Annotated in this window: 23 protein-coding genes; 17 read left to right on the forward strand and 6 right to left on the reverse strand. The window is 50.1% G+C overall.

Annotated elements, in window-relative coordinates; all coding sequences use genetic code 11:
• Nucleotides 1–81: 81 nt before the first annotated feature.
• The 3 genes from KNQ13_RS04915 to KNQ13_RS04925 are packed head-to-tail and all read left to right on the forward strand — an operon-like array spanning nt 82 to nt 2,320.
• Nucleotides 82–828: a methionine ABC transporter ATP-binding protein gene (locus tag KNQ13_RS04915; protein WP_051590526.1), complete on the forward strand. Its 747-nt coding sequence runs from the start codon at nt 82–84 to the stop codon at nt 826–828.
• Complete coding sequence (locus tag KNQ13_RS04920; RefSeq protein WP_026831198.1) at nt 821–1,483, forward strand: methionine ABC transporter permease; 663 nt, start codon at nt 821–823, stop codon at nt 1,481–1,483. Before KNQ13_RS04915 ends, KNQ13_RS04920 begins: the two co-directional genes overlap by 8 nt.
• A gap of 18 nt (nt 1,484–1,501) precedes the next feature.
• Nucleotides 1,502–2,320, forward strand: a complete 819-nt coding sequence (locus KNQ13_RS04925) for a MetQ/NlpA family ABC transporter substrate-binding protein (RefSeq protein ID WP_026831199.1) — start codon at nt 1,502–1,504, stop codon at nt 2,318–2,320.
• 94 nt (nt 2,321–2,414) lie between these two features.
• Here the strand turns inward: KNQ13_RS04925 and KNQ13_RS04930 are convergent, their stop codons facing one another.
• Entirely contained in the window at nt 2,415–3,269 is an 855-nt protein-coding gene (locus tag KNQ13_RS04930; protein ID WP_026831200.1) for a DUF2268 domain-containing putative Zn-dependent protease, read from the reverse strand.
• Between the two features lie 243 nt (nt 3,270–3,512).
• Here KNQ13_RS04930 and brnQ point away from each other — a divergent pair, with 243 nt between their 5' ends.
• Complete coding sequence (gene brnQ, locus KNQ13_RS04935; protein ID WP_026831201.1) at nt 3,513–4,853, forward strand: branched-chain amino acid transport system II carrier protein; 1,341 nt, start codon at nt 3,513–3,515, stop codon at nt 4,851–4,853.
• Between the two features lie 177 nt (nt 4,854–5,030).
• A complete protein-coding gene (locus KNQ13_RS04940) occupies nt 5,031–5,348 on the forward strand; it encodes an antibiotic biosynthesis monooxygenase (protein WP_026831202.1) in 318 nt (105 codons plus the stop codon).
• A 41-nt stretch (nt 5,349–5,389) separates the two neighbouring features.
• Here KNQ13_RS04940 and KNQ13_RS04945 read toward each other — a convergent pair whose 3' ends face one another.
• Entirely contained in the window at nt 5,390–6,385 is a 996-nt protein-coding gene (locus tag KNQ13_RS04945; protein WP_026831203.1) for a FecCD family ABC transporter permease, read from the reverse strand.
• Nucleotides 6,385–7,392: a FecCD family ABC transporter permease gene (locus KNQ13_RS04950; RefSeq protein WP_034774575.1), complete on the reverse strand. Its 1,008-nt coding sequence runs from the start codon at nt 7,390–7,392 to the stop codon at nt 6,385–6,387. The genes KNQ13_RS04945 and KNQ13_RS04950 overlap by 1 nt, the downstream gene beginning before the upstream one ends.
• Nucleotides 7,393–7,496: 104 nt before the next feature.
• Between KNQ13_RS04950 and KNQ13_RS04955 the strand changes: the two genes are divergently transcribed.
• From KNQ13_RS04955 to KNQ13_RS04995, 9 genes are all read left to right on the forward strand, one after another.
• The gene (locus KNQ13_RS04955) at nt 7,497–8,981 is read left to right on the forward strand and encodes a helix-turn-helix domain-containing protein (RefSeq protein WP_209548135.1); all 1,485 of its coding nucleotides are present in this window, start codon (nt 7,497–7,499) and stop codon (nt 8,979–8,981) included.
• A gap of 87 nt (nt 8,982–9,068) precedes the next feature.
• On the forward strand, nt 9,069–9,986 hold the full coding sequence (locus KNQ13_RS04960) for an ABC transporter substrate-binding protein (RefSeq protein WP_026831204.1): 918 nt from the start codon (nt 9,069–9,071) through the stop codon (nt 9,984–9,986).
• A gap of 94 nt (nt 9,987–10,080) precedes the next feature.
• A complete protein-coding gene (locus KNQ13_RS04965) occupies nt 10,081–11,808 on the forward strand; it encodes an IucA/IucC family protein (RefSeq protein WP_051590528.1) in 1,728 nt (575 codons plus the stop codon).
• Complete coding sequence (locus tag KNQ13_RS04970) at nt 11,765–13,414, forward strand: IucA/IucC family protein (RefSeq protein ID WP_026831205.1); 1,650 nt, start codon at nt 11,765–11,767, stop codon at nt 13,412–13,414. The genes KNQ13_RS04965 and KNQ13_RS04970 overlap by 44 nt, the downstream gene beginning before the upstream one ends.
• Nucleotides 13,401–14,609 carry an AMP-binding protein gene (locus KNQ13_RS04975; RefSeq protein WP_026831206.1) on the forward strand — a complete coding sequence of 403 codons (1,209 nt, stop codon included), beginning with the start codon at nt 13,401–13,403 and terminating at the stop codon, nt 14,607–14,609. The genes KNQ13_RS04970 and KNQ13_RS04975 overlap by 14 nt, the downstream gene beginning before the upstream one ends.
• Nucleotides 14,606–14,863, forward strand: coding sequence for a hypothetical protein (locus KNQ13_RS04980; protein ID WP_026831207.1), 258 nt, complete (start codon nt 14,606–14,608; stop codon nt 14,861–14,863). Before KNQ13_RS04975 ends, KNQ13_RS04980 begins: the two co-directional genes overlap by 4 nt.
• Nucleotides 14,860–15,858 carry a DUF6005 family protein gene (locus KNQ13_RS04985; RefSeq protein WP_201770347.1) on the forward strand — a complete coding sequence of 333 codons (999 nt, stop codon included), beginning with the start codon at nt 14,860–14,862 and terminating at the stop codon, nt 15,856–15,858. Before KNQ13_RS04980 ends, KNQ13_RS04985 begins: the two co-directional genes overlap by 4 nt.
• The gene (locus KNQ13_RS04990) at nt 15,806–16,633 is read left to right on the forward strand and encodes a sugar phosphate isomerase/epimerase family protein (protein WP_026831208.1); all 828 of its coding nucleotides are present in this window, start codon (nt 15,806–15,808) and stop codon (nt 16,631–16,633) included. Before KNQ13_RS04985 ends, KNQ13_RS04990 begins: the two co-directional genes overlap by 53 nt.
• Before the next feature lie 103 nt (nt 16,634–16,736).
• Complete coding sequence (locus KNQ13_RS04995; RefSeq protein WP_026831209.1) at nt 16,737–17,846, forward strand: glycerol dehydrogenase; 1,110 nt, start codon at nt 16,737–16,739, stop codon at nt 17,844–17,846.
• Nucleotides 17,847–17,994: 148 nt separating this feature from the next.
• Here the strand turns inward: KNQ13_RS04995 and KNQ13_RS05000 are convergent, their stop codons facing one another.
• From KNQ13_RS05000 to KNQ13_RS05010, 3 genes are all read right to left on the reverse strand, one after another.
• A complete protein-coding gene (locus KNQ13_RS05000; RefSeq protein WP_209548134.1) occupies nt 17,995–18,924 on the reverse strand; it encodes a cation diffusion facilitator family transporter in 930 nt (309 codons plus the stop codon).
• A gap of 126 nt (nt 18,925–19,050) precedes the next feature.
• Nucleotides 19,051–19,980: a peptidoglycan DD-metalloendopeptidase family protein gene (locus tag KNQ13_RS05005; protein WP_026831211.1), complete on the reverse strand. Its 930-nt coding sequence runs from the start codon at nt 19,978–19,980 to the stop codon at nt 19,051–19,053.
• Nucleotides 19,981–20,373: 393 nt separating this feature from the next.
• The gene (locus KNQ13_RS05010) at nt 20,374–21,108 is read right to left on the reverse strand and encodes a peptidoglycan DD-metalloendopeptidase family protein (protein WP_014970141.1); all 735 of its coding nucleotides are present in this window, start codon (nt 21,106–21,108) and stop codon (nt 20,374–20,376) included.
• 352 nt (nt 21,109–21,460) lie between these two features.
• Here KNQ13_RS05010 and KNQ13_RS05015 point away from each other — a divergent pair, with 352 nt between their 5' ends.
• From KNQ13_RS05015 to KNQ13_RS05025, 3 genes are all read left to right on the forward strand, one after another.
• Nucleotides 21,461–21,922 (forward strand): NUDIX hydrolase, encoded by a 462-nt coding sequence (locus tag KNQ13_RS05015; protein ID WP_026831212.1) that lies wholly within the window; start codon nt 21,461–21,463, stop codon nt 21,920–21,922.
• A gap of 142 nt (nt 21,923–22,064) precedes the next feature.
• Nucleotides 22,065–22,940: an SDR family oxidoreductase gene (locus tag KNQ13_RS05020; protein WP_026831213.1), complete on the forward strand. Its 876-nt coding sequence runs from the start codon at nt 22,065–22,067 to the stop codon at nt 22,938–22,940.
• A gap of 13 nt (nt 22,941–22,953) precedes the next feature.
• The gene (locus KNQ13_RS05025) at nt 22,954–23,139 is read left to right on the forward strand and encodes a hypothetical protein (protein ID WP_026831214.1); all 186 of its coding nucleotides are present in this window, start codon (nt 22,954–22,956) and stop codon (nt 23,137–23,139) included.
• The last annotated feature ends 120 nt before the right edge of the window (nt 23,140–23,259 follow it).

Consider the following 23,259-nt stretch of genomic DNA (forward strand, 5'->3'; position numbering starts at 1 on the left):
CGGGAAAGAAAAAGAGCACAAGACATGACAAAAAGAAACGGCTTACGGTAAAATGAAACACGTTGTAAGGGAGGGTGTCAGATGATTTTATTACAGAATGTCAGTAAAGCTTTTTCCGGACAACCGGTCATCCAGTCCGTCGCCCTCTCGATTGAACAGGGCGAGATTCATGGCATCATCGGTGCGAGCGGTGCCGGGAAATCGACCTTACTCCGGCTGATGAACCTGCTCGAACGGCCGGATACCGGGCGGGTCGAATTTGACGGGATGGATTTAACAAACCTGCCGAACCGACAGCTGCGGCAGACCCGACAAAATATCGGGATGATTTTTCAAGACTTTAATCTGGTCGGAAACAAGACGGTCGAACAAAACATTGGTGTTTCGCTTGAACTGGCCCGTGTCAAAAAATGTGAGCAGGCGGACCGGATTCAGGAGTGTCTCCGGTTTGTCGGACTGGAATCCTTTGCCCGGAAGTATCCGTCCGAACTGAGCGGAGGACAGAAGCAGCGTGTCGCGATTGCCCGGGCGCTCGCCAACCGCCCGCGCGTTTTGCTGTGTGACGAACCGACGTCTTCGCTTGATCCGAGTACGACGTCGGAAATTTTAAGGGTGCTGCAGGACATCAATCAGACACTCGGGGTGACGATTGTCCTTGTCAGTCATGAGATGCAGGTGATTCAAAGCATTTGCAATCGGGTCACGATCATGGCGGACGGGCAGATTGAAACGACGATTGCGACCGAACCGGCTGGAATCACGGAAATTACGAGTGATGCCGGTTGGTTCCTGACCCAATTGACGGAGCGGAGGGATCCACATGCCTGACATCGTGCTCGAATATGCTTCGGAAATCAGACTGGCGATCGGACAAACGTTCGTGATGGTCGGGATCTCGATTCTCGCGGCAGTTCTCGTTGGTTTACCGCTCGGAACCTGGCTCTATCTGTCACGCAAAGGCCAGTTATTGTCGAACCGGTTCGTCTTTTCAAGTTTGAACTTACTCGTCAATACAATCCGGTCATTTCCATTTTTATTGCTCGTCGTTTTCCTGATTCCGTTTACGCGGATCATCATCGGGACGGCGATTGGAACAGCAGCGGCGACCGTCCCGCTTGCGGTCATTGCGATCGCCCATTACTCACGGCTCGTCGAACAGTCGTTGCTTGAAGTGCCGAAAGGTGTCATCGAAGCGGCCGTCTCGATGGGGGCTTCGACACGCGAAGTCGTCGTAAAATTTTTATTTGTTGAAGCCCGGTCCGGTCTTGTGCTCGGTCTGACGACGTCGATCGTCAGCTTCATTTCCTATTCGACGATCATGGGAGTTGTCGGCGGCGGAGGAATCGGCGACTTTGCCGTCCGGTACGGCTACCAACAGTTTCAGACGGAATTGATGCTGTATATGATTTTAATTATGGTCATCCTGGTGCAACTGATTCAGTTTGCCGGGACGACCGTAGCACGCTTGCTCGATAAACGTTAACCGAAAGTAGGAATTCAAATGAAAAAAATCATGATATTACTCAGCGTGTTTGTCCTGGCATTAGCCGGATGCGGGAACGCGGACAAGAAGGACGAACAAGGTTCGACGGAAAAAACGGAGACGTTAAAAGTCGCGTCACTGATCAAACCGATGACAGAAATTCTGGATCTCGTTAAACCCCAATTAAAAGAAGAGGGCATTAACCTGGAAGTCGTCGTCTTGAGTGATAACGTTCAACCGAACAGTGCCCTGGCGGCAAAAGAAGTGGATGCGAACTTCTTCCAACACGTCCCGTACATGGAAGAGTTTAACCGGAACAACGATGCCAAACTCGTCCCGATTGAACCGATCTACTTCGCGAACTACGGTCTTTATTCGAAAGAATACAAAAAGCTGGACCAATTGCCGAAAGGTGCCGTCATCGCAATCGCGAACGACGTCTCGAACATTGACCGCTCGCTGGCTTTACTTGCCCAACATGATGCGATCAAGTTGAAAAAGAAAACCGGTCCGTATTACACGATGAAAGACATCACGGAAAACAAACGTAACTTTAAGTTCAAGGAAGTGGATTTGTTGATGCTGGCCCGTCTCTATGACGATGCTGATGCGGTCATCATGACGCCGGCCTACGCTTCTCCACTCGGTCTGACGCCGAAGAAGGATGCCCTTGTCACGGAAGGCGTCGAGAATGACTTCGCGATCACGCTCGTCGCCCGGAAGGACAATCAGGATGCAGAAGCGATTCAAAAACTTGCGAAAGCGATGACAAGTCCGAAAGTCAAAAAGTTCCTCGAAGACAATTATGATGAAACAGCGATTCCGGCCTTTAAATAAGTGATCAGATGTAAGGACCAAAAACCACTGGATGCATGTCTTTAAACAGACACGCGATCAGTGGTTTTTGCTTATAGTTTTATTAGAGTTTCGCTTATTGAGCGGTCAGTTTTTTCGCATAGCCGCTTTTTTGTAGAACGTCAGCTGTCGGCATATGGGTCCACTTGGTGACCGGGACATCGGGATTCTTTTGAATGAATTCTGTCATGATTGTATTGCCGATGGCGTAATTCGACCAACTTGGAATCTGTAACTCATAATTTCCGTTTTGTAAGTCAGAATATTTGATATTGTACGCATTCACTTCATGTAAAACATGTTTTAAGGAATGTGCAACGAGTGGTTGTGTCCAAAGGGGATTCACGTCCGGGTACAGGTCTTTTGCGAAAAGGTCTGCTTTGCCTTCTGTAACGATGTTATCAGTAACTGAGGAAGTTGATAGTTGTTCGGCCACAACAGTGTGATGGTATTCATGAGCCGTCGTATAGGCTAACATCGGTTCTGCAAAATCGACATCGAGATACAGGACAAACAAATCTTTTGAAAGAGCGATTCCGCTAACTCCTTCCATTTTTTTGTTGTGACTTGGATCATCTGGACTGATTGGCGCAACGAGTACAACAAGATCATTCTGCCGTGGGAGTTCTTTGATTGAACGCTGTAAGGACTTCTTAATTTGCTTATTAATACGTGTCTCATGTTTTTTCAAATAGGTTACGGATTCTTTTAAGTATTTTAAGTTGTTTGTCGGCTGGTCCAGCGGATTATAGACGCCAGATTGTTCGGATACCTTTTCTTGTTTCCGGACTCGTTCGTTTTCCGCCAAAACGTATTTTTCGAATAATGCTCCATTCTCGGTCGGTTTTTTCAATGCAGCATCGACATACGACTGATACGCGTCGTAGAGCGGAATGACGGTGATTGTCTGATTGTCTTGCTTGAAAGTCAATTTCTGTGGTTCGTCATTTCCATTTAGTCAGATGAACTTATGTTACCGATTACATCATTCGAGCGGATCAGCAGTCATTATTTTAGAAAAGGGTGAAACAGCAAGTTTTTTTGAGAAATGTCAGAATATTCACCAGATAAACTCCTAGCACGAGGTCACAGACCTATGTTATCCTTTCGAACGAAGTACCTGATTCGTTGATAAAACATGAGTCAGGTCGTAATTAAATCGTGGGGGTTTCTTATGTCTAAAACAGTTCCAACATCCTTTATCGTCGTCATCGGTATGATGCTGTTTGCCTTGTTTTTCGGGGCCGGTAATCTGATTTTTCCACCGATGCTCGGGCAAATGGCAGGGGAGAACGTCTGGATTGCCAATGCCGGGTTCCTGGTCACAGGCGTCGGCTTACCGTTGCTTGCGATCTTAGCCTTTGCCTATTCCGGTGAACCGGACTTACGGGCGATGGCGTCCCGGGTCCATCCGATCTTCGGTCTTGTCTTTGCCATCATCCTGTACTTAGCAATTGGTCCATTTTTTGCGATTCCGCGCGCCGGAACCGTTTCCTATGAAATCGGGATCAAACCATTCTTCGGAGAATCGGCGTCATCAACACCACTGTTGATCTTTTCGATTCTGTTTTATACGCTTGCTTGCCTGTTGTCGCTGAATCCGACAAAAATCGTGGATGTCGTCGGAAAGATTTTGACACCAATCAAGATTACATTCATCGGGCTGTTGATTCTCGTTGCCGTCATTAAGCCAATTGGAAGTTTTCAGAATCCTTTGACGACGTATCAACACAACGCTTTTTTTAACGGCTTCCAGGAAGGATATCTGACGCTTGATGCCCTCGGCGCGTTTGTCTTCGGCATCATCATCATCTCGGCAATCAAGGAAAAAGGGGTTACGTCGAAAAAACAACTGCTGATCATCTGTTCGAAAGCAGCTCTGATTGCGGCAAGCTTGCTGGCCATCACCTATTCGGCCCTTGCGTTCATGGGGGCTTCCAGTGTCTCGAAAATCGGTCCGTTGAAGAACGGAGCGGAAATCTTGTCTGCCGTCTCCGATTATTACTTCGGTTCGTACGGTTCGATTCTACTCGGTCTGATGATCACGGTCGCGTGTCTGACGACGAGTGTCGGTCTGATCACGGCCTGTGCGTCCTTCTTCTCCCTCTTGTTGCCACGGATTTCATACGTCAAGTGGACGATTGGACTGTCGATCTTCAGCGCGCTCGTCGCCAACATCGGTCTGACACAGTTGATCGCGATTTCGAAACCGGTTCTGCTGACACTTTATCCACTGGCAATCTGTCTGATTTTCCTGACGTTCTTACATAACGTCTTTAAAGGAAAACCGGCTGTCTACCAGGGCGCGATGTGGATGACGTTTGCCGTCAGTCTGTTTGACGGACTGAAGGTCGCGGAAGCACCGGTTGGACCGGTCTTACGTGTTTTTGAAAACGTGTTGCCGTTCTTTTCCGTCGGACTCGGTTGGGTCGTTCCGGCCATCATCGGAGCCATCTTAGGCGGATTATTCGGGCGGAAAAAAGCGTACCGCTCGGAAGAATCACGTGTTGCTTAATTTCAATTTTATTTAGACGGAAGCTGTTTCGATTTTAAAATCGAAGCAGCTTTTTTGCTGTCTGCCCAACTATCATCGATGGAAACAAATTGGAATGGTATTGACAAAGGGAACAGGATCGATGATATAGTAGTATTGCAAATGAGATTCATTATCAATTAAAAGGGAGTGGTTTTTCTGTTTATTCAACTTAAAACAATCCGGGTGGAAACCGGTCATGCCGAGTCAATGATTGAACGGTTCGCAGGCGAAGGCATCATCGAACAACAACCCGGCTTCATCGATCTCAGTGTCCTGCAAAAAAAGCGGACGCGGGGCGAGGAAGAAGTCATCGTACTGATTCGCTGGGAGTCGGAAGACGACTGGAAAGCGTGGGAGACGAGTGACGTCCATCTTGCAGGTCACCGTGCACGTCGTGGTCAACCGGTGCCGTCGTTCATTTTAGGAAGTGACCAGCAGTATTACGAGGTCCTTGGTCAAAAAGTAAAAAGTTAAAAAAAGACCGATCCGTCGATTCGTGACAGATCGGTCTGCCTTTATTTTCGGAACAATAATACGATGAAATAAGGTGCCCCAAGAATTGCGATGACAATCCCGACCGGAATGTCGGCCGGAGCAAGCAGATTTTTCCCGATCAAGTCGGCGAGCAACACGAGCAGACTGCCGAGCAGGGCGGCGACCGGAATCAGACTGTAATGATTTGGTCCGACGAGACGCCGGGCGATGTGCGGGGCGAGCAATCCGATAAAGGAAATTCCGCCACCGGCAGCGACACAGGAACCGGCAAGTGCGGCAGCGATCAATAAAATCCGTTTCCGTGTCCGTTCGACTCGGAGTCCTAACGTCTGCGGGAGCGAGCCGCTCAGTTGCAACAGATTCAACGACCGGCTGTGTAAAAAGGCAAGCGGCACCAAACTGACGATCCAAGGGGCAAGCGTCAAGACGGATGACCAATCTGCCTGCCAGATGCTTCCGGTCAACCAGACCGTCGCCTGCTGAAAATCGCGAGGATCCATCTTCAACTGAAAAATGATCAAGAGAGCGCCGCAGAGGGCGTTGATTCCGACCCCAACCAACAACAGACGTCCCGGTTGGACCGCTTTTCCCGCCAACCGGTAAATCGTCCAGGCGACAAGCGTCGCACCGAAAAAAGCGACGAACGGCAGAACCGGAAGTTGATGTGTAGCGGAGCGAAAGAAAAACAGCGTCAAGACCACGAACAGTCCGGCACCGGCATTGATTCCGAGAATGCCGGGATCAGCGAGGGCATTGCGTGACATCCCTTGAAGTAATGTCCCGGAGACAGCCAGTCCGGCACCAATCAACAAGGCGAGCAACATCCGCGGTAGCCGGAGATCGATGAGAATCAATCGTTCCGCTTCCGTCCCTTGTCCGATCAACGTTCGGCCGATCGCACCAAACGAAACGGGAAGAATTCCGGTCGACAGACTGTACACGAATGTCAAAATGAGCAGACTACATAAACAAACCAGCGTCAATCGCGCCTGTTTTACGGCATGCCAGACATCCATCAGACGGACAACTCCTTTCGGCGGGCGAGATAAAGAAAGTAGGGTACCCCGACCAAGGCGGTGACGGCTCCAAGCGGGGTTTCGAACGGCGGATTGATCATGCGCGCCAGCAAATCGGAAGCGATCAATAACGTCATGCCGAACAGAGCGCTGACCGGTAGCAACAGGTAATAGTTCGTTCCGACTAAAAAGCGGCTGATATGGGGAATGATCAAGCCGACAAAGCCGATGACACCGGCGACCGACACGGCAACACCGGCAAGCAGGACGATGCTGCAAAATCCAAGCAGCCGGACTTTCGTCAACGAGGAACCGAGCCCGGTCGCAACATCTTCTCCGAGCGAGAGGACGGTCATGCTGCGGGCGATATGTAAGGAAATGAGGAGTCCAAGCAGGACGACCGGAAGCAAGACAAACACGTGCGCCCATTTTGCCCCGGATAACCCGCCGGCATACCAAAAGCTGAGATCTTGGGCGACTTGGTGAAACAGAGTGATGCCGGTCGACAAGGCGCTGAATAAAGCACTCAGTGCCGCACCGGCTACGGTCAACGTGACTGGTGAAAAGCGACCGCGGGCAAACACCGTGATCAGCAGAATGACGGCTGTTCCAAGTGCAGCGCCGCCAAACGAAAAGGCAAGCGAAGTCACAAATGAATGCTCCGAGACAAAGGCTAGCGACAAGGCGACTCCAAGTCCCGCTCCGTGGGTGATGCCAAGCAGGGAGGGGTCAGCCAGCGCATTCCGGGTCAACCCTTGCATCATCGTTCCCGACAGCGCCAGTGCAATGCCGACAAGCCCGGCGCAAATCAGACGCGGAAGCCGGACTTCTTGGACGAGTTGATGCTGCAGATTACCGGCGTCAAAGGCATGAAACGAGGCGAGGACGGTCGCCCGGGAAATCGGCACGGCACCGTAAAACAAGGACAGTGTACTGAGTAGCGTGAGCAGTCCAACCGTGAGAACAACAATCGTCAGGATTGAGCGTGGTCGAACGGATGTAGTCATAGACGTCTCTCCTTTTTAATTGAGAATCAGATTCATTATCAACGCGATTAAACGTACATCGAAGACCAATTTTTTGTCAAATGTTTTTTTAAGGAGTGGGCAGGATGGAGTTACAGATCAAACCGTTACCAATCGAGAAGCACTGGTTGCTTGAAGGCGACCGGCGATCAGTCAAGCCGGGACTGGTCATTGTCGTTGCGGGGAGCGGATTTTTATACAGCAACCGGCACCGATTATACCCGGGCGACGCCGTCTGGATCGAACAAATCGATGAGGTGTTGCCAACTGTAAAAGAAACCTGTTTGTTCTATCACCTGACGTTGACAGGACACCGGTGTGCGCTGTACCGACAAGATGCAGACATCCTGCATGACTGGTTACGGCAACTGCATGTCAGCCCGACTTCGGAACAGGAAGGGTTGACTCAACTACGAATTCTGTATCAATTGCTTGAGACATTGAGCCGCGAACAGGAGAATCATGTGTTTGAGGAAGTGGTCGCTTCGTGGCTGAAGGACTTGTCGATGCAACGGTCCGTCCATGAGCTGGCGCTTGATCTCGGAATGTCGGTCCCGACATTTAACCGGCTGTTTAAAGAGCGGTATCACGCAACACCAAAAGAATATGTGACGCAACTGCGGATTCGCACGGCAAAGGAGTGGATGCTCGCTTCACACGAGATGACGTTGGCGCAAATCGCACAAAAAGTGGGGCTGCAGGACGAATTTTACTTCAGCCGCCTCTTCAAAAAACGGACCGGCTTGTCGCCGACCTATTTTTTACAACGGATTACGCCCCGGATCGGCATTGCCAGCCGCCTCTTATTGCAGGATCATCTGTTGGCACTTGGTCTGCAACCGATCCTGGCACCGAGTTATCCGACGGAATACGGAGCAAGCGGATTACCCGTGTTTTTGACCGGACTGGACGGAACCCTTTTGTACGACGCCAATCAACCGCTTCAACGGGAATGGTTCGAGACGACGGCACTCGATTTGATTATCAAGACACCGAGTTTAGAGAAGGGACAGGATATCAGCTGGTTGCCGGCGGACCATGTCCTTGAACTGCCGCATCAAACCTGCTGGAGTGACTATCTCCGACTGATTGCCGTCGCGACGAATCGGGAAGACCGGATCGAGCCGATCGTCGCGCAGATTACAGCGCTCGAACAAACGGTCAAGGAACGTCTGACGTGGAACAAGACCGGAACATGGGCTGTCGTCTGGATTCGACCGGATGAGGTGCGGTTATACGGGACGAAGCAACATACAATGCTCGATTTTTTATTTCATGATTTGGGTCTGACACCGGCACCGGGATTACCGGAAACCATTTATGAGATTGTCACGCTGGAGACGTTACAACGAGTTGATCCCGAAAACCTGCTGATCTTATGGAGTCAACCGGTTGATGTCGAGCGGATTCAGCAAGAAGAGTCGTGGCAGACCTTGCAGGCGGTCAGGCGCCATCAAGTCCATTATCCGGACAGCGTTGATTGGGATCCTTGGGGACCACTCGGGCGCACCCACATGCTGAAGCAATTGTTAGACTACATCGAAAATGAACCACGCTTGATTTGTCCATGAAAGTTGATCGGTTCGTCCATGTTGCTCTTTAGTGATAATGATTATCATTACTAATGAAGAACGAGAGTGAGAGGGGAAAAGAACCACATGAAAAAAATCATCAGTGTCACATCAGTCCTCGCGACGTGTGTTGTATTAGCCGCCTGTGGAGGCGAGGCAAGCGAACAACCGACAAAAAAAGCAGCCGCCGTCCACACCGTTGAACATATTTTTGGAAAGACGGAAGTTCCGAATGATCCGAAGAAAGTGGTTGTCCTGTCGCACGTATCGTGGGAAGGGTCGCTCGTCTCCGTCGGTGTCAAACCGTATGCCGTGATGGCGTACGATAATGAGTTTCCACCACACTTGACGAAAGAACTCGAAGGAACGAAGGCGTTGCCGTACGCGGACGAAATCAATCCGGAAGAAATCGTCAAACTGGATCCGGACTTGTTGATCATCAGTGACCGGTACAAACCGCTGTATGACAAACTGGCTAAAACAATCCCGACAGTCGTCGTCGAGGTGGGGGGTGACTGGAAAGAGGATCACCTAAAGGTTGCGGAAGCGGTCAACAAGAAAGAAGAAGGACAGGCAGTCATCGATGACTTGGCGAAAGAAGCAAAAGACATCGGTCAACGGATTAAGGAAAACGTCAAGGACGAGACGTTTATGGCGGTCTCGGTCAACAAAAAAGATATTCGTGTCTACGGTCTGACGAACCACGCGACGAACTCGCTCTTGTTTGATGATATCGGGCTGACACCGACGAAAGGTCTGCCAAAAGACTTCGGGGAAAACATTTCGATCGAAGGACTGGCGAAATACAATCCCGACCACATCATTGATCTGTCGTACTTCAACAGTGGACCGTACTACGATGAAGTGACGAACGGGAAGGTCTGGAAAGGGCTGACAGCAGTCAAACAAGATCAAGTCCATCAATTGTCGACGACGTGGGGCTTCTGGGATCCAATCGAACGCCAAAAAGGATTAATGGAACTGGAAGACGTCTTATTGAAATGACCAGATGAAGAGCAGGAGAAAGAACGGGGAAACCCGTTTTTCTCTTTTTCAAGAGTGAGAATGATTATCAATTGTTAGAAGGAGTGTGACAGTCATGACGACACGTACAGAACGAACCGAAGAGATTGCAACCCATGCAACGCTCCAAGCATTCGGCAACAGCTACCTCCGTGAAATCGACATGATCGAGTGGTTCATTCCAACAGACGAGGAGAATGTCCGGTTCGGTGATACCGCCTGCCGGATCGACGTTGGGACCGTCTACGTCCTTGAAATCCGCCGCCGTTCACGGATCGGTCGTCACGAAATCGGACGGATTTACCGGCAAACGACGAGCGGGTGGACAGAGGAAGCACCGTTGACTTTCATTATCGCTTGTTGCCAACATCTGCAACGGCTTGCTCCCGGCGTGACGGATTTATTGTACCGGGTTCTCGACAGTCACCGGGGTATGTGTCACATCATCGCGCATGAGCTGAACGAGCCGGTTTGTCCTGAGACGTTTCTTGAACACGAGCAGACGGTCCGGTTCGGACATTGGTTCCACCCGACGCCGAAAAGCCGGGTCGGGATGCATGACTGGGAGCAAGTCGCGTATGCACCGGAATTCAGGAACGGGTTTCAACTCGATTATTTTGCGGTTGATGAGTCCCTGCTGACGGAAGCCAGTGCGACGGATCAATGGATCAGCGAACAGATGCGGAAGCAACTCGGATCAGCAGTGGCACTGTCAGCGTCAGAACGCCTGTTACCCGCGCATCCTTTGCAGGCACAACATCTTTTGTTGCAACCGACCGTGCAACAGTTGCTCGCGACGAACCAACTCCGCCATCTCGGCCGCCTGGGTCCGATGTACTTCGCGACATCCTCGATCCGGACAGTCCTGCAAGCGGATCGGTCGCACATGCTGAAGTTTTCGATTCCGGTTCAAGTCACCAATTCGCGCCGGGTCAATAAACGGCACGAACTGACGGCGGGATTCGTCATGCGACGTCTCGCTGAACAGTTGACGTTGCCAAAGAGATTTTCAATTACGCACGATCCGGCCTATGCGACGATTCGGACGGAGGCGGAAGAATCCGGTTTTGAGGTCATCTACCGCGAAGCGCAAGGCGATGCGATCAACGTCGCGGCACTCGTTCAGGAACCGCTCGATCAAGAACCATCTGTCTTGATGTCGCTTGTCCACGAAGCCAGACAATCGGGTCAATCGTTAGACGAAGCTGCCTGGGAGTGGTTTGCAGCGTATATCGAACTGACCGCCGGAGCGCTGATTGAATTGTATGAGACTTACGGGATTGCTCTCGAAGCGCACCAACAGAACAGTTTGATCCGCGTCGAACAGGGACGTCCGGTCAGCTATCAGTTCCGCGATAATCAAGGATATTATCTCGCCCGGTCACATGAAGAACGGTTAATACGACTGGAACCCTCACTCGCACAGGCACCAGATCTGTTTTATGACGAAACGACGATTCAAGAACGGTTGACCTATTACGTGATCTGGAATCACTTGGCGGGTCTGATTCATCGGTTCGACCGTGATGGACTTTTGCCGGAACAAGAGTTGCTCGATTGGCTCGGGAATTGGTTCGACGACCGACAAGCGATGTTATTCGGACTCGGAAAAGACTGGATCGAGTATCTCCGTTCGCGTCAGACGTTACCTTACAAGGCAAACTTGTTGACGCGCCTGCATGCACTTGACGAACTGGAAGTCAGCGGGGAACGGGTCATCTTCATTGATATCGATAATCCATTACAGCGGGAGGGGTACCATGTCACGACTGAGCGAACGACGTGTCTGCAAACAACTTCTTGAAGCGATCCTGTTCGAACGGATCGAGCCGTTCATCGAACACCGGCGACCAAAGGGGAAAACGACATTTCGGTTCGTCCGACCGCCCTACGAACTGACGATCGAGGGTGGACGTGGGGCATTCGACCGTGTCTGGCTCGAACTCGAGACGGCCGTCTTGACACAACACCAACAAGTCCAACCGCTGACGCTTAAGCATGTGCTCGATTGCTTTCAAATCGAGGACCAATTGCGACAAGAACTGAAGCAGACGGTTCAGTTGGATGAAATCTGTCCAAGACTGATCGTCGCCCGAACGAACTTGTCGTATGAAGTATTGGAACAAGCGTTAGTCGAAGGACATCCGTATCATCCCTGTTTTAAGTCACGGATCGGCTTCTCAAACGAAGATCATTGGCGATATGGACCGGAAGCGGGACAACGATTCCGATTACGGTTCGTCGCCCTTCCGACTTCAGTCGTCCGTGCGACACGGATGGACGGGGTGATGGAGAAGACGTTTGGTCGAACGATCCTGGCCCAATTAGAGACCAGACTGACAAGCTTGACGAGTAAGTGGGAAAACTACCAGATCCTGCCCGTCCATCCATGGCAGTGGGCGCGGGTCGAGCGGGAAGTCGAACGGTGCGGAGGAATCGATCTTGGGGAAACGGGTCCTCATTTTCAAGCGACCCAGTCGATCCGGACGGTCTTTCAACCGGAGGCACCGGATGTACCGCATCTTAAATTTCCGCTCGATTTGATGCAGACGTCAGCACGGCGGACGTTCACCGTCCCGAACATCATGGCGGCACCTTCTGTATCGGACTGGTTGACCCGTTGGACAGACGGGAAACATGTCACCTTACTGCGTGAATTTGCCAGTCAGGTCGTCGAGACGGAAGACGGACGATTATCCGGACGGATCGGCTGCCTTTATCGTGACAATGTGTTGGCAAACGTGACGGCGAACGAAACCGTCGTCCCCTTGACGGCACTACCCCTCCGTGAAACGACCGGGGCACTGTTTCTGGATCCTTGGGTGAAGACATACGGTCTCGAGCCCTGGCTGAAACAGTTTCTGAGCGTGTATCTAGAACCGGTTTTTCAGTTGCTGATCGAAGAAGGGATTGCCATCGAGGCACATGCCCAAAATACCTTACTGGTGTTAGAGGACGGGTGGCCGACGCGACTGATCGTCCGGGACTTTCACGACAGCGTCGAGTACGTCACATCGTTTGTCCGTCAACGGGAGGACATACCTGATTTTGAAGCCATTCATCCCGCTTTTCGTTCGTCACTGAATACGTATTATGAGATGGCAGACGTCGAAGCGTTACGTGAACTCATCATGGATACGGTGTTTGTCTTCCATCTGACGGAATTATCACATCAGCTGGAGGCACAGTACGGCTTAAAAGAAGCGACGTTTTTTGATTGGGTCGTCGAGACACTCGCCGGACTGCAGTTGCCACCGGACCGTCTCGCTGTTCTCGAGCTGGACGCGCCGATGATTCAAGCTGAATCGCTGGTCACCCGGAAATTCAAGACAACTCAGACCCAACATCTTGTCCGCAATCCCTTGGCGGCAGAAACGAAGAAAGGAAGCGAAACGTATGCTATACATTGAAGAAACGATTTACACCGAACAGATGCTGACCGATCATCCGGTCTGTCGATTAAGCTGGCTCACGGATCCTGCTCGGACGGTCGTCGCCGTCTGCGTGAAGGATGCTGCGAGCTGGATTGCGTTTTGCCTGTACATGAAACGAATCAATGGGACGGTCGTACCGCTTCATCCTGATTTACCGGAAGCAGGAGCACGCCGTCTGGCCGAACAAGCCGGGTGCGATTATTTGGTCTATCACGATTTTCAGCAACCGATCCGCTTGACCGCAGCGAAACCTCGTCCAGGTGGACTGATCCAGTTCAGCTCCGGGACGACGGGAGACGCCAAAGTCATTCACCGGACATGGGCATCGATTGAGCAGGAGTTGACCGCATACGATCAATGTTTTCCGTTACCACGCACGACCGGAACGATCGTCGCCTGTCCGACGTCGCATTCCTACGGCTTGATTTGTGGTATCCTCGCGACGTTGCATCGCGGCGCGACACCGGTCATTCTCGAAAACCTGTCGCCACGCCATGTCTTACAGGTTTGTCAGACACACCCGGACGCGATTTTGTATGCCGGACCGGGACTTGTTTATCTGCTCAGTCAATTTAAACAACGGCTGTTCGCGGTGATGATCTCCGGAATGACGTTGCCTGCCGTCTGGTTTGAAGCAATTCAGAACGTGACGGATCATCTCCTGCAACAATATGGTTGTTCGGAAGTCGGCTGTATCGCCTTACATCCTGCGCCTAAAACCGCGCAAGCAATCGGTTATCCGTTACCACATCTGCAAATCGAGACCGGAACAAGCGATCAGCCGGCGGAATTACGGGTCAAATCGGATGGAATATGGATCGGGACAAAGGATTTGATGAGTCAGTCGGAAGACGGCGAACTGTTTTTCCTCAGTCGTCTGGACGAGATGATCAACGTGTCCGGTTTGGCGGTCTATCCGGCAGACGTCGAGGATGTGTTGTTACGTCACGTCGACGTCGAAGAAGCCGTCGTCTTTAAACGAAGTGATCGGCTGCAGGGGGAACGGGTTTGTGTGCAACTCGTCAGCACGGCGACGGAAGAGACGTTACGGCACTATTGCCGGGAACAGCTCGCCCCACATCAATGTCCGACCGATTGGACGTTTGTCCCGGCAATTGAAAAATTACCGAACGGAAAAGTGAGCCGGATCCGACTGGGGGTGACGTCATGAAGCGAGTACTCAATCACCTGGCATTTCGGCAACTCGTCCGGGACCACCTGGATGTCGTGCTGCCGGAAGAACTGACGGGACAGGAACGCCTTCGTGACGAGCTGCAACTCGACTCGATGCGCCTGTTACAGTTGCTCGTCCATCTCGAACTTGAACTGGATTTGATTCTGGCCGATGAAAAACTCGGTCAGCTTCCGCAGATGACGGTCGACCAGTTCCTTCAGTCACTTCAGAAAAAGGAGGTCCTCCGATGATTAAGGTGCATTGTCTCGTCAGCTGCGTCTGTGAAACGATCAAACGGTCGGAAGCCGACCATCGCCCGTATTATTTTGGGGTCTGGGATGCGGATTTTGCCGTGACACCTGACTTTATCTTGTCGCATCATGACGAACGGATCGATCATCAAGCGATGCTTGAGTGGTATCGTTTGCTGTACGGTATCACGGTCCATCGTTGGTATGAGCCGAGCCGATCAAAAGCGGAAAATCTTGCGCGTCTGGACGAGTTGATGGCGACGAAACGACCAGAACAATCCATCATCGTCATGCTGGATCTCGCCCGGTTACCGGAGCGGGAAAATAAGTTCCACCATGACGTCTTTCCACATTATGTGATGCTCGAGCCGACCGCTGACGAGGAGACGTGGCAGATGCTGGACCCGGATTTCCGGTACGAAGGGGAATTTGATCGGATGCGGATCATCCAGGCGATTAATCAGCCCACTGTTTCTGGAGGGTTTTGGTTTGATTCGAGTCAGGTCCAGCTGCCGGACGCAGAAACCGTTTCGGCCTATTTCATGAGTGGTCTCAAGCGACATCATCCCTTGACGGAAGCGGTAGAACAAATCGTCCTGCATCATATCGAGACTCCGGACCGGCTGCCGGCTGCGTTAAAACAACTGCCGGTCATTGCGATTCGGAAGTACGCCTATGAGCATGCCTTCGCCTATTTTTATGAACACCTAGCGATCGATCTCGTGACTTCCGATTTTGAAGACTGGTGTGACCAAATCGAACGGCTTGTCCATCAATATACGGTCATTCAGCATCGGGCGATTAAATACAGCGTGACACGCGACAGCGCAGTCCTAAGGGAAATCCAGGACTTGCTTGCGGCACAGACGACATCAGAAGACACCATCAAACGGAAGCTCGTCGACTTGTTCAGCCAATATCGTCAGAAAGAAGGGGACACGGATGCAACTTGCACTTTGTACGATCAGCTACCGCCATCATCTACGCTCATTTGAAGACCTGTTGACCTTTGCGGCGACGGAACAGTTCGACGCGATGGACGTTTGGGGTGTCCATGCGAAACACCTGCGGGCAGACGAAATCACCGCCTTACAGGAAAGTACGATTCAAGTCAGTATGCTCAGTCATTATGTTTCGTTTGATGCCCCTTTATCGGTTTTGTTGGAGCAAACAAAGGAGTTATCGTACCTGGCACAACGAATCGGAACGCGCCGGATTCGGATTTTTGCGGGAAACAAGGCCAGTCATCAACTCACTGAAGCAGAACGGGCGCGCCTTGTTTATCAACTGAGCGGCATTTGCAAAATCCTCGATCAAAACAACCAGTTGGTTTTACTTGAAATTCATCCGAACACAGCGGCCGATACGATTGAGTCAACGGAACGATTGTTGCGAGAAGTCAATCATCCCGCATGCCGGATTAATTTTGATGTTCTGCACGTCGTCGAATCCGGTGCCGATCCGGTCAGTTCCTATCTCCGGCTCGAGCCCATCATCGAGCATCTGCATTTAAAGAGTATCGCCCGGATGGATCAATTTTCTGTGTTCGCGCCGGAAAACGTCTATGCGGCAAGCGGGACGCGAGACGGAATGGTCCCGTTGTTTGATGGCATCGTCGACTACGAGACCTTTTTTAGCGAACTGGGTTCGATCCTTATCCACAAAACGGCGAGTCTTGAATGGTTCGGGGACGCCCCGGATGAAAGTGTCGCAAACGACCGCCGCTTGATTGCAAAAGCATTGACGCTGCGTGTTCCCCAGTTCATCTAATGTTCACACAGTCCAGTGTTTAGCGAAGTGACTGAAAAGGAATGGAACATAATGTAAGTCTATTGTTCGTTGCGCCTGGTTTACTCTTGAGAGGATGTTGATCATGTCAGAACGTGTATTCATCAGTCCAGCAAAGTATGTCCAAGGAAAAAATGTCATCGACCGGCTCGGTACATACGTGAGCCCATTCGGTGAGACGGCCCTCGTCATTGCCGACGATGTCGTTTGGGGAATTGTCGAGGAACGAGTAAAAACGTCACTAGCGACGGCTGGCATCAAGATTGAGAAAGCGGATTTCAGTGGGGAAGCTTCGCGGCATGAGGTCGAACGGATTGCTTCCGCAGCGAAAGACGTCGGTGTCCAGTTCGTCATCGGTGTGGGCGGCGGGAAGACGCTCGATACAGCGAAGGCCGTCTCGGACGAACTGCATCACCCGGTCGTCATCGTACCGACACTTGCGTCGACCGATGCGCCGACGAGTGCGTTATCCGTCATTTATTCCGATGAAGGCATTTTTGAGAGTTACCGCTTCTATAATAAAAATCCGGATCTCGTCTTAGTTGATACGAAATTGATTTCCGAAGCACCGGCCCGCTTCTTTGCGTCCGGTATTGCCGATGCACTGGCGACATGGGTCGAAGTCCGTAGTGTCATTGCCTTTGGAGGTTCGACGATGGCGGGGGGGCGCCCGACGATCGCGGCAGAAGCAATCGCAAAACGTTGTGAAGAAGTGCTGTTTGAACATGGACGCCTCGCCTACGAATCCGTTCAGGCGAAAGTCGTCACCCCGGCGCTTGAAGCCGTCGTCGAAGCGAATACCCTGCTTAGTGGACTCGGATTCGAAAGTGGTGGACTCGCAGCGGCTCATGCGATTCACAATGGGTTTACGGCACTTGACGGGGACATCCACCATTTGACACACGGCGAAAAGGTGGCATTTGGTACACTTGTTCAGTTGGCACTTGAAGAACATCCTCAAGAAGAGATCGAGCGCTACATCGCGTTTTATATGGATTTAGGTCTGCCGGTCACGCTCGAAGACGTGAAACTGAAAGACGCTTCTCGCGAAGACATCCTGAAAGTCGGTCAGGCAGCGACGGCTGAAGGAGAGACGATCCACAGTGGTTTTGCTGTCACGGCGGACGAAGTGGCGGATGCGATCATTGCAGCCGATCGTTATTCAAAAGCGTATCAGGCAAAACTAAAGAACTGACTTGACGTTATGTATTCAAACAGCGGACACTCCCTGATTTTAATTCTAAAATGAGAGCGTGTTGTATGAACGGTCATTAAAAAAGGCAATCCTTCTCGATGAAGAGAAGAATTGCCTTTTAGCTTTTAGTTGGAGAAAAAAATGACTTTTAGTGAACGTGCGGTTCCTGTTCGCCGTGACAGTAGAGTTGATCTTCATGGTCATGCTGTGCTGTCTCGACTTGAATCGTCGCATGTGTGATGCCGACATGTTTTAAGTCATGATCCAATTGTTTACGAATCGTCTCAGACTCGTGGACCGTCATGTCGTCTTTGACGACAACGTGGCAGGACAACGCATTGTAGCCGCTCGTAATCGACCAAATGTGGAGGTCGTGCAGACCAAGGATTGCTTCGTTTTTCTGAATGGTCGAGAGGACCTGTTCGATGTCGATGTCACTTGGCGTCCCTTCCATCAACACATGGACTGCGGCCTTCGTCACATAATAGCCGCTGCGCAGGACGAGGATGGCGACGATGACACTCGCGAGTGGGTCCGCCCAGCACCAGCCGAAGAAAAGAATCAATAGGGCGGCAACGATGGCACCAATCGACCCGAACATATCGCTTAAGACGTGCAGGTAGGCGCCGCGCATGTTTAGATTATCTTCATGCCCGCTGCCGCGGGTCATGATCCAAGCAACAAGCAGATTGACGAGGAGTCCAAGAACGCTGATGATCAACATCCCGGTCGTTGCGACAGCCGGTGGATTTACAAACCGTTGCACGGCTTCGACGAAGATATAAAGCGAAATACCGATCAGGGCGACACCGTTGAAAATTGCCGCGAGAATTTCAAACCGCTTCGAACCGAACGTCTTATTCGCATCCGGTTTTTGGTTTGAGAAGTGAAAGGCTGCGAGAGCGATCGCAAGCGAAATCGAGTCACTCAGCATATGCCCGGCGTCTGACAAAAGGGCGAGACTGTTCGTCCAAAACCCGCCGATTACCTCGACAATCATAAACAGCGTGATGATGATAAACGATAGACGCAAAACTTTTTTGTTGTCGGTGTGATGGTGGTGATGATCATGCGTCATAACGATGCCTCCCTATACATTCAAATGTCTATTTGAATTATAGGATGTTACACGTCTTTGGTCAACCGACGTATGTTTCATCGACAACACCCCCTCACTTCAAGAGAAATGAGAGGGTGTTCAGAGTCATAGATAATTCAGGGGATTGACACTGCTCGCAGCAGAAGTCGCACTGTAGACATACGTGCCACGGTGAAGTTCGAAGTGAAGGTGCGCACCGAACGCGTTACCAGTCGCTCCGACCGTTCCAAGAACTTGACCTTTAGAGACCGATTGTCCGACAGAAACCGAGCGGCTGTTCAAATGAGCATACAGGCTCGTAAACGAGGCACCGTCAATCGTATGTTTGACCATGACGTAATTACCGTACGCTCCTTTGAGTTGGGACGTGATGATTTTTCCGGCTGCCGTCGCATAGACAGGTGTGCCTTTCGGTGCGCCGTAATCGATCCCGTTATGGAATGTGTAACCATACACGCCACTGGCTTTTCCATATCCTTGTGTGATCGGACCGCTCGTCGGCGTAATGAAATCGTTTGACGCTTTTGTTGCGCCACCTGAACTTGTTAAGCTGGTGACCGTATATTTTTTTGCATAATCCGCATGAACAAACCGCTTGTTTCCATTATATAAAAACTTGATCCAATCGCCGGTCCGTCCGAGGTAACGGAACGTTTGCCCACTGTTGACCGTTCCGACGTGCTGGCTGCTTGTCGAGGAACTGCTTCGAACCCGTAAGTTGTCGACCATGATCTTGATTTTGTACGATGTCGTGACGGAATATTTTTTGACATATGTAGAAGAGACGTAAACTTTCCTGGAACCGTAAAGGATTTTCGTCCAATTTCCGGTCCGACCTAAGTATTTGTATGTATCCCCTTTATCGAGACCCGTGATGACACCAGCTGTCGTCGAAGGGCCCGTCCGGACACGGAGTCCATCATTCATCACTTTGACTTTATAAAAGGTTGCGGCTTCTGCTTTTGGAACCGCATATGTCGAGAATCCGGCGACGGCAATGGCTGAGACCGTCAACGTGGTCAGTAATTTTTTCAATTCAGTAAATCCTCCTTTGAATCTATCGGGCTGTTTCGTATGTGGTTCATGTCGTACGGTATGTAAAACACTGATTGGAATTTCTTAGATGAGTGTACCATCTGTGAAAATGTTTAAATATTACAATATTATTTCTAAAATGTTTCAGTATTTTATATTTTATCGAATAAAAATCATTAATTTACTTAATATGGTAATTTTATACCGGTGTTCAAGTGTAACTGAAATCAAAGGAAATCCTATCGGAATAGACTTTAGGAAAAAAAGACAAAAAAACGTACCATGTTATGATAAGATGAATTTTACAATAATTAGGATGAGTTTATTTCAGTGGACCTATTTTCAAAAAGGTTTAAAAAAAGAACACCCGTTGCAGGGTGTCCGAGAGTTAACTTATAAGACGTTGAGTGGGTTGATGCTGTTTGCAGCTGACGATCCGCTGTAGACGTAACCACCACGGTGGAGTTCGAAGTGAAGGTGTGACCCTGTTGAGTTTCCTGTGCTGCCGACGTTTCCGATTTTTGTCCCTTTGGCAATCGATTGACCGGCATAAACCGAACGACTGCTAAGGTGTGCATAGACACTTGTGTAGGAAAGTCCGTTCACTTTATGTGTCATCATGACATAGTTACCGTATGCAGCTTGATAACCAGATGTGATCACTTTACCTGAAGCAGTCGCACGGACCGTTGTCCCTGTTGCTGCTGCGATATCAATGCCGTTATGGAACGTATATCCGTAGCGGCCGCTTGCATTGCCATATCCTTGTGTGACAGGTCCACTTGTCGGACGTAAGAAGCCGGTCGAGACAGAAGCTTTAGCAGCATATACTTTTTTGCCGGCGCTATAACGTTTTACATAACCGGAATAGACATATCGTTTTTTGCCGCCGTATGAAATCTTCGTCCAGTTGCCTGTTTTACCATAATACTTAAAGGTTTGACCGGCGTTGACACCAGCGATGACCTTGTATTTCGTTGAAGGGCCGGTCCGAACGCGTAGCCCGTCTGCCATGATCTTGACTTTATAAGAAGAAGAGCTAGCAGCCTCAACTTTACCTGTACCCGTGCTTGCAAATCCTGAAACGACGAGTGCGCTCATCGTGACTGTTGTTAAAATACGTTTCATGTTGTAGTTCCTCCTGATGGTGAAAAAAGTGACGGTCAATGAAAGTGGATGACAGAAGATATTCTGCCTGTTTGATGTGAGTTATATGTGTGGGCTGTATATGAATACTGCGTCGTAGTAGTGAATTGAATAAATCGAGTATAGCATCGGTCGTTTTGAAAATAACATTTCAGTTTGATTTCTGAATTATACTCAAATAAGTTATATTGTAATCTTTTGTTTTGAATAATTCTGAAATGAAGGTGTACCAACAATTCATTTGTTACAAACAACACGAATCTTGACATATTCGAAAATGTGGGAAAATGTGAAAAAGTATGGGTCGATAACAAAAACCGAGGAGTGAAAGTAGATGGATATTAATTTTACCGTGGAGCAGCAACGATTTAATCACCGGGCCGCTGCCGTGATCGTGAAAGAAGGTCATCTGTTGATACATCGAAATGTCCGGGATGACTTTTGGGCATTGCCGGGGGGACGGATTCAACTGATGGAGTACGGCGAACAGGCAATCGTGCGGGAAATCGAAGAAGAGTTGGGTAAGACGGCTCGTGTCAAACGATTTTTATCCGCTCAGGAAAACTTTTTTGAATATGACGGGATTCAGTTCCATGAAGTTGCCTTTTTCTATGGAGTGGAGTTGATGACACCAGAGGAACTGACGTTAGAGCCGTTTCATGGGATCGAAGGAGAACAATTCATCTATCAATATGTACCGATTGATCGCCTGCAATCCGTGAAGTTGTATCCAGTCCAACTCACAGAAATGATTCAGTCCGGCGAATGGTCAGGACTATTTTCGAATGAAGGATGAATTACATATCATCCTATAGAAGAAACCGATTCTGAAAAAACGACGAATTTTGTCGTTTTTTTGTGTCTGGACGTTTATTGATACATGGCAAGGGAATGTTAATGAAGGTAGCCATTCATTAATCAAAAAGGGGTTGGATTAGATGCGTGAAGAAGAATTGGAACAGATGCATCAACAAGCACGGGGACAAACACAGGATCAGCAACCGGGAATCGAATCCGAAATGAATCCTGAACCGGTCTACGACGACCCGGAATATGTCGGTTCTGGCAAATTAAAAGGGAAAGTCGCCTTGGTGACGGGTGGAGATAGCGGCATTGGGCGTGCCGTCGCGATTGCTTATGCCAAAGAAGGCGCTGATGTTGCCATCGTATACTTAAATGAAGGACAGGACGCTGAAAAAACGAAACAGTTGATTGAAGGGTATGGCGTCAAGGCGTTGGCACTGGCGAAAGACGTCAGTCGTCCGGAAAACGCCCAACCGATTATCGAGGCCGTCATCCAAGAATTTGGTCAGCTGAATATCTTAGTCAATAACGCCGGAAAACAATTTCCGCAGGACGACTTCTTAGCGATCACACCAGAACAATTAAAAGAGACATTCGAAACGAACTTGTTCTCCATGTTCTATTTGACGCAGGCCGCACTACCGCATTTGAAAAAAGAAGATACGATCATCAATACATCGTCCGTCACGGCGTACCGGGGAGCACCGTCGTTGATTGATTATTCAGCAACCAAAGGGGCGATTACGACGTTGACCCGTTCACTGGCGTCGAACTTGATTGAAAAAGGGATTCGTGTCAATGCCGTCGCACCGGGTCCGATCTGGACACCTTTGATTCCGGCAACGTTCTCAAAAGAAAAAGTAGAAGCACACGGGGAAGACACACTGATGAAGCGACGGGGACAACCGTCTGAGAATGCGCCAGCCTATGTCTACCTGGCGTCACGCGACTCGAGTTATGTCACAGGTCAGACGATTCATATCAACGGCGGCGACTACATCACATCATAAGGAGGAAATAATCATGAAGAAAAATCCGAATGAAGTCCCGGAACACGAACCGAATCAACCGGACGAGATTCCGACGACACCTCCGTCGGAGATTCCGGAGACACCGCAGGAAGATCCGATCCGTCAACCCGAGCCGGATACGTTCCCGGAACCAACCGAAATTCCGGAGACGCCACAGGAAGACCCAACACCATACTAAACAAGAGAGGCTGATTCTGGACATCGTTCATTGGGCTAACCTAAAATTTTGAGACAATATAAAACACCTTCGGAGTGGTACACTTTTAAAAAGTACTAACATCGGAGGTGTTTTTGCATG

Origin of the sequence: Exiguobacterium sp. s128 (assembly GCF_018618815.1) — a bacterium.
GTDB lineage: Bacteria > Bacillota > Bacilli > Exiguobacteriales > Exiguobacteriaceae > Exiguobacterium_A > Exiguobacterium_A antarcticum.

Excerpts from the sequence above, each read along its gene's own strand:
- KNQ13_RS04915 (WP_051590526.1), top strand. The coding sequence starts at position 82 with ATGATTTTATTACAGAATGTCAGTAAAGCTTTTTCCGGACAACCGGTC.
- KNQ13_RS04920 (WP_026831198.1), top strand. The coding sequence starts at position 821 with ATGCCTGACATCGTGCTCGAATATGCTTCGGAAATCAGACTGGCGATC.
- KNQ13_RS04925 (WP_026831199.1), top strand. The coding sequence starts at position 1,502 with ATGAAAAAAATCATGATATTACTCAGCGTGTTTGTCCTGGCATTAGCC.
- brnQ (WP_026831201.1), top strand. The coding sequence starts at position 3,513 with ATGTCTAAAACAGTTCCAACATCCTTTATCGTCGTCATCGGTATGATG.
- KNQ13_RS04945 (WP_026831203.1), bottom strand. The coding sequence starts at position 6,385 with ATGGATGTCTGGCATGCCGTAAAACAGGCGCGATTGACGCTGGTTTGT.
- KNQ13_RS04950 (WP_034774575.1), bottom strand. The coding sequence starts at position 7,392 with ATGACTACATCCGTTCGACCACGCTCAATCCTGACGATTGTTGTTCTC.
- KNQ13_RS04955 (WP_209548135.1), top strand. The coding sequence starts at position 7,497 with ATGGAGTTACAGATCAAACCGTTACCAATCGAGAAGCACTGGTTGCTT.
- KNQ13_RS04960 (WP_026831204.1), top strand. The coding sequence starts at position 9,069 with ATGAAAAAAATCATCAGTGTCACATCAGTCCTCGCGACGTGTGTTGTA.
- KNQ13_RS04965 (WP_051590528.1), top strand. The coding sequence starts at position 10,081 with ATGACGACACGTACAGAACGAACCGAAGAGATTGCAACCCATGCAACG.
- KNQ13_RS04970 (WP_026831205.1), top strand. The coding sequence starts at position 11,765 with ATGTCACGACTGAGCGAACGACGTGTCTGCAAACAACTTCTTGAAGCG.
- KNQ13_RS04975 (WP_026831206.1), top strand. The coding sequence starts at position 13,401 with ATGCTATACATTGAAGAAACGATTTACACCGAACAGATGCTGACCGAT.
- KNQ13_RS04980 (WP_026831207.1), top strand. The coding sequence starts at position 14,606 with ATGAAGCGAGTACTCAATCACCTGGCATTTCGGCAACTCGTCCGGGAC.
- KNQ13_RS04985 (WP_201770347.1), top strand. The coding sequence starts at position 14,860 with ATGATTAAGGTGCATTGTCTCGTCAGCTGCGTCTGTGAAACGATCAAA.
- KNQ13_RS04990 (WP_026831208.1), top strand. The coding sequence starts at position 15,806 with ATGCAACTTGCACTTTGTACGATCAGCTACCGCCATCATCTACGCTCA.
- KNQ13_RS04995 (WP_026831209.1), top strand. The coding sequence starts at position 16,737 with ATGTCAGAACGTGTATTCATCAGTCCAGCAAAGTATGTCCAAGGAAAA.
- KNQ13_RS05000 (WP_209548134.1), bottom strand. The coding sequence starts at position 18,924 with ATGACGCATGATCATCACCACCATCACACCGACAACAAAAAAGTTTTG.
- KNQ13_RS05010 (WP_014970141.1), bottom strand. The coding sequence starts at position 21,108 with ATGAAACGTATTTTAACAACAGTCACGATGAGCGCACTCGTCGTTTCA.
- KNQ13_RS05015 (WP_026831212.1), top strand. The coding sequence starts at position 21,461 with ATGGATATTAATTTTACCGTGGAGCAGCAACGATTTAATCACCGGGCC.
- KNQ13_RS05020 (WP_026831213.1), top strand. The coding sequence starts at position 22,065 with ATGCGTGAAGAAGAATTGGAACAGATGCATCAACAAGCACGGGGACAA.
- KNQ13_RS05025 (WP_026831214.1), top strand. The coding sequence starts at position 22,954 with ATGAAGAAAAATCCGAATGAAGTCCCGGAACACGAACCGAATCAACCG.